The 5346-nt window shown below is 38.4% G+C and carries 4 protein-coding genes; all 4 read right to left on the bottom strand.

What is annotated here, in order from left to right; genetic code table 11:
* Positions 1–347: 347 nt before the first annotated feature.
* Positions 348–1148 (bottom strand): hypothetical protein, encoded by an 801-nt coding sequence (locus tag Q0238_RS04410; RefSeq protein WP_297943251.1) that lies wholly within the window; start codon positions 1146–1148, stop codon positions 348–350.
* 1 nt (position 1149) lies between these two features.
* Positions 1150–2844, bottom strand: coding sequence for a hypothetical protein (locus Q0238_RS04405; protein ID WP_297943250.1), 1695 nt, complete (start codon positions 2842–2844; stop codon positions 1150–1152).
* Between the two features lies 1 nt (position 2845).
* A complete protein-coding gene (locus Q0238_RS04400) occupies positions 2846–4429 on the bottom strand; it encodes an OmpA family protein (protein WP_297943248.1) in 1584 nt (527 codons plus the stop codon).
* Positions 4430–5004: 575 nt separating this feature from the next.
* Positions 5005–5346 (bottom strand): 3-oxoacyl-[acyl-carrier-protein] synthase III C-terminal domain-containing protein (locus Q0238_RS04395; RefSeq protein ID WP_297943246.1); only part of this gene is annotated, 342 nt, incomplete at its 5' end.

Genomic DNA, 5346 nt, shown 5'->3' with positions numbered 1-5346 from the left:
AAAAATTATCCTTAAGCACGAGAATTTGGGATTTTACGTTATTTAAAATTTTAAATCGGGCACACGAGTAAAACGCGATATCCACTAAAATTTTAAATCCTCACAAGATCAAATTTTAAGTTTTGAAATTATGAAACAGAATTTTTATTTGCTGTGTTATATAAATAAAATTTATGCTTTTGATGCTGAGTTTTAGCGATCACTAGAATAAAATTTGAATCAGGTCTTTAGAATTTAAATGCGCCTGAAGCGCGATTGTAATGTTCGTTAAAATCCACGCTGCAAGCGCAAAGATGCCCGCGAAATAGCTTTTTAATAATCCGCAAAGAGCTGCGTAAAATTCTGTGCTATTTTACCTCGCGTTTTAGTGCAGGCGTACCCATTTCTACAAGCGTAGCGTTCGATTTCGTAAAATATTCGCTCCAAAACGCGCTTAAAGAATTTAGAATCTGAGGACTTACATAGCTTTTTTTGCCTTCGCTAAGCCCTGCGCCTACAATATAAATTTTTGCGCCCGTAAAATCCGTAAAAAGATCATTCTTTTCTAAAATTCCAAGCTCCTTTTTGCCGTCGATCAAGCGAGGTGCACCTTTAGCATAAAAGCTCGTTACAGAGGAATTCTCTAGCATATCCGAAGCCAAAATTACGATCTTATTTTTCGCCTCTTTCGGCGCGATAGAATTTGCCGCAAAATCTTTAAGCGCGTAGAAAATATCTGATTTGGCAACTTGATCGCCCTCTTTTAAAAATGCCCCATTTATCTTTTCGCTCATAGTTTTTTTGACGAAGCCTACCTGATCTTTTAAACATTTATCAAATTTGGTAAGGGTGTTTTTATTCAGATCATATCGCTCCTCATCGCTTAGGGGTGTATCCAGCGCAAAATCAAATAGTACTTCGTTATACCGTCCTTGCAAAAAAGCGGAGAATTTCCCTACAAAAACGTAATTGCCCGCCTGCGCAAATCTCAGAGCATTATTAACCACTTGCTCTTTTAACGGCTCGTTAAAAGGCGTTGTCTCATCTATCAAAACAAAGACCGCCTCATTAATCTCACTCTTTTTTTCGATCTTATTGATCTCATAGCAGTTAGGCAGCGCAAACGCCGCTGCGCAAATTATGGCACAAAATAATAGAATTTTTCTCATTTCAATCCTCCGCTTTTAGCATAGACAGCTGCTCTTTCAGCTTTTCATTTAGCTCGTCAAGACTTTCATTCCTAGTTAGCTTATCAGCGATCTCTGCTTTCGTTTGAGCTATTAGAATTTCTAAATTTTTATTTAGCTCAGCTTTATATTTCTCCAATTTCGCCATATCTGCAGCATCGCCTTTACTTATTTGAGCTTCGATAAGATCGTTTAGCTCATCTACGCGCTCTTGCACCTCTTTTAAGTCAACGCTTGTAGCGGGTTTCTTCGGCTCGAGGCTTTGCGTATTTTGCATAGCAGGCTGCGGTTGCTTCGTCGCATTCTCTTTTATAGGTGCCGCCTCTGCAGATTCTATATCGTCATTTTCTAAAGACTTATTGTATTGCGAAAGACTCTTTTCATGTTTTCTTCTATCTTCTTGATCTTTAATCCTCACTGCTATATAATTACTAAAATTTCTATCTTCTGCCGATCTTGACGCGTTTTGTTCTTTTCCATCGATACCTACCTTACTTATATAATCCGACATTTTGGATCTAAGCATCTTTAATTTTGCATCCGCTTTGGTTATTATGACCTCTTTTTTCTTTTCATAAGCCTCTGCAAATGCATCTGCAGTATCATAATCTTTTGTAAATCTATAAGCTTTTGCGCTCTCTTTGCCAGCAAAGCCCCATTTCCAGCCAAAGAGTATTCCTAAAATTTGAATAAAGACAAAAAGCACGGCTAAAACTATAAATGTAGCCCAACCACCTTTCTTATCGGCTTCTTGCTGTTCTATTAAGGCTTTTTTATCTGCATTTGCTTGAATTTGACCAAGTTCTGTCGGGGCGCTTTCATAGACATTAGTAGAGATATTTGAAATTTCTTGATTGAGCTGTTTTTCTAGTACTTGTCCGCGCACATAGGTAGCACCCACTGCGATTAATACGATTAAAATTGCAGTAATGATCGTTATATACCATTTTGGAGTCACATCTGCATTTGTATTTAGTCTATTTATTAGCATCTTCCATTCTGGTTTGCCATCATCTTTGCAATTATCTTTTTTAGTTAACTTAATTCTGCTGTCGGGTATTAAATTTTCATCATCTTCATCATCGTCTTTTTTCTTATCTTTATTTTTCTTCTTATAGCTGTTATACCATTTACGAGCTTTTGTTACAAGAGAATTTTTATAAATTTCGCCTCCCGTTAAATGCGTAAAACCTACCAATATTATTGAGATTACAAAAGCGATCGCTACTGCGCCTTTTTGCTGTAATGATTCGCTAGCGCCCGGAATGGTGTATCCTGCCAGTACATACGCAAACCCCATAGCCTCGGCAACTACCAATAAAAATATAACTATCCACATAAGTGCAGGGAATTCTTTTCTATCACCCTCTGTCGCCTTTGACAGATAGTCTTTGCAGGTTTCAAAAAATTTTTCATCGGCATTCATATATTTTGCATAAAAGCTATAAAATTTAGAGCAAATTATGTTCTCGCTTGCAAACCAACCTGAATTATCAAGGCTTGTTTGTTTATAACTTCGTGCTATTGTCCCTATGAGCGGGAAGCTAGTCCAAGTACAAAGCCACCAAAATTTGATATTATCCCAAAATTTTATGATTAATAATATCAGCACTATAGCTGCGATAACTGCCGAAATCCATAACCTATATAACGATATAAAATCCATTACTTCTTTCATCTTATTTCCTTGATAGCGGCTTAATTTCAAAGCCTTTTTCTAATAACGCTCCGTTTGAAAGGCTATAATATAAATAGCCCTTCGAGTGTATTGTATTTTTGTCGTCAAAAACGATATCCACACACTTAAGCGGAGAATTTTTATCGCTAGCAAACACACGATAAAGCAGTCCCTTCTCGCCTTCATAGGTATTGACTCTACCCTGGATTTGATAGTCTGCTTTACTATTGCTGCCTTGGATATAGCCTTTATAGATGTAAATTTTAGGATTCGCGCTAGCCTTTCCATCTTGAGCTAAAACGCTAACGGGCGCAAGCGCTACAAGATTATCATTTAGCGTCGCACTCCAAACGCCGCCGTTTAGAGCCTTTTTAAACTCGGTAGTCTTAGGTAGCTCTTTGCCGCTAGCTAAAGCCTTAACCGCGCCATCCGCATGGTATTCGTCAAAAGCGCAACTAGACATAAAGCCATCGCTCGCATAAGCTTTGGTGATGAATGAAAAGCCTTGTTTCTCGCCGCCGTATTCGCTTGCTAGCATAAATGCCTGACCATGCGCTGGCTCTCCGCCGAAATCTACTACCGCATTGCCTGATCCCGCAATATTTTTAGAAGGCTTGGTATTCTCTGTGGTTTTTACGCCTTGCGTAGAAATTTCATCGTGCTTTGAAATTTTATCGCCTTGATTTTCCGTACCACTTTGAATTTTAGCGCTAGCGATTTTTTCACCTTTTGGCTTATCACTATTGCGCTCTTGTCCTAAGCTATTAGATGTGCTGCTTGCTTTAGTAGAAACACTATCGGAAGCTAACTTACCACTATGCTTAGAATCCCGCGCCAACTTCGGTGCTCCCTTACCACCAAAAGTTACAGCAGGCTGCTGCAATCTAGTAAAGTAGCTCGGATCCACCTTTATGCCTTGTGTATATTTTATGATATCCGCTTCGCTCTCCAGCTCTATAATCTCCACACGCCTATTTTTCATCCTGCCATCTGCTTTATTATTATCGGCGATAGGTTGAGATTCGCCCGCACCCCAATAATAGATATTTTGTTTCGCGGTACCATTGGCAGCAAAAATCTTTCCTACAGTTTTGGCGCGCTCTTCTGATAATTTTTGATTCGTAGCACTTGAGCCACTATCATCGGTATGTCCTACTACTAAAATTTTCCTGCCGCTATTTTTGTAGGTTTGGGCAATTTTAGTAAAATATTCGTTAGCTCTAGGATTCAAGCTGCTTTTGCCAACAGCAAATTGATTATCGTCGGTCGCTACACTCAATCTATCACATTTTTTATCACCAGCTTTGACGTCTTCAGATGCCGTATGTACGCCGTATTCTTGTGATATCTTTTTCTGCTCAGCCCTCCTTTGATCAATATAATCTCCGATGAAATATCCGATCGCACCGCCTATTATCGAGCCTACGACCATACCACGCTTACCATCTATTTGCTTACCTATTGCCGCTCCACCCGCAGAGCCTATAGTAACTCCGCCAACCTTACCTAGGTTGTCGTTAAGTGCGGCGCAACCGCTTAGCGCAAGCACTAACGGAACTGAAATAAAAATCCTAATATTTGCCATTTTTTCTCCTCTTAGAAAATTGAGAAGTATAGCAAAGAAAAAATGAGGGCATTCTTAAACAAAGTAGAAACATTTAGCAAATAACTTTAGAAATTAAAATTTAAATTCTATCTTGAGCAAATTAAGTAAATCTTGAAAATTCTTTATAATTAATAGTAACCTTTAATAGGTAAGAAATCTAAATAGTAGTTCTGATTTAAAAAAATTGGTGGTGAATAAATTTTACTTTAGATTTTTGATTTATAAGAATTTATGGAATTTTTAGTTAGTAAAAAACGGCATCAAATTTAGAATTTCAAAGCGCTAAATTCAAAGGTAGAATTGAGGAATTAAAACTATATCACACCCTATAAATACGCCTTTTGATGCATTAAATTTTTATCTCATCGGAAATTGAAGTAACAACACAACGATAAAAATTCTACGCTTTTACAATACGCCTGATTCCATCCTAATTAGACATAAATTCCGCTTATAAACTACAAAAGCGCCGATTTATACGGCATAATTTCATATTATCAGGGATTAAAACAATCCAGCTATAGAATTAAAATGTTAAATTAAAAGCTATGATATTATTTTGCGCTCTTGCCGCCGAATTTTAAAAGCGCGCTGCCCCACGTAAAGCCGCCGCCGAACGCATCCAAAAGCATAAGTGAGCCGTTTTTGAGCCTGCCGCTCTCGTAAACATCATTTATCGCCATCGGAATCGACGCCGAGCTCGTGTTACCGTATTTACCGATCGTAAGCACGCACTGTTCGTCGCTAAATTCCAGTCTAGCCTTGACCGCCTCGATGATGCGTAAATTAGCCTGATGCGGGATGAAAAGATCGACCTGCTCGGGCGAAATTTTATTTTTCTCCAAAATCTCCACGACGTCGTTACTAAGCGTCGGTACCGCGATTTTAAAGACCTC

Origin of the sequence: uncultured Campylobacter sp. (assembly GCF_938045775.1) — a bacterium.
Lineage (GTDB): Bacteria > Campylobacterota > Campylobacteria > Campylobacterales > Campylobacteraceae > Campylobacter_B.
This window is presented reverse-complemented; position numbering and strand designations above follow the sequence as displayed.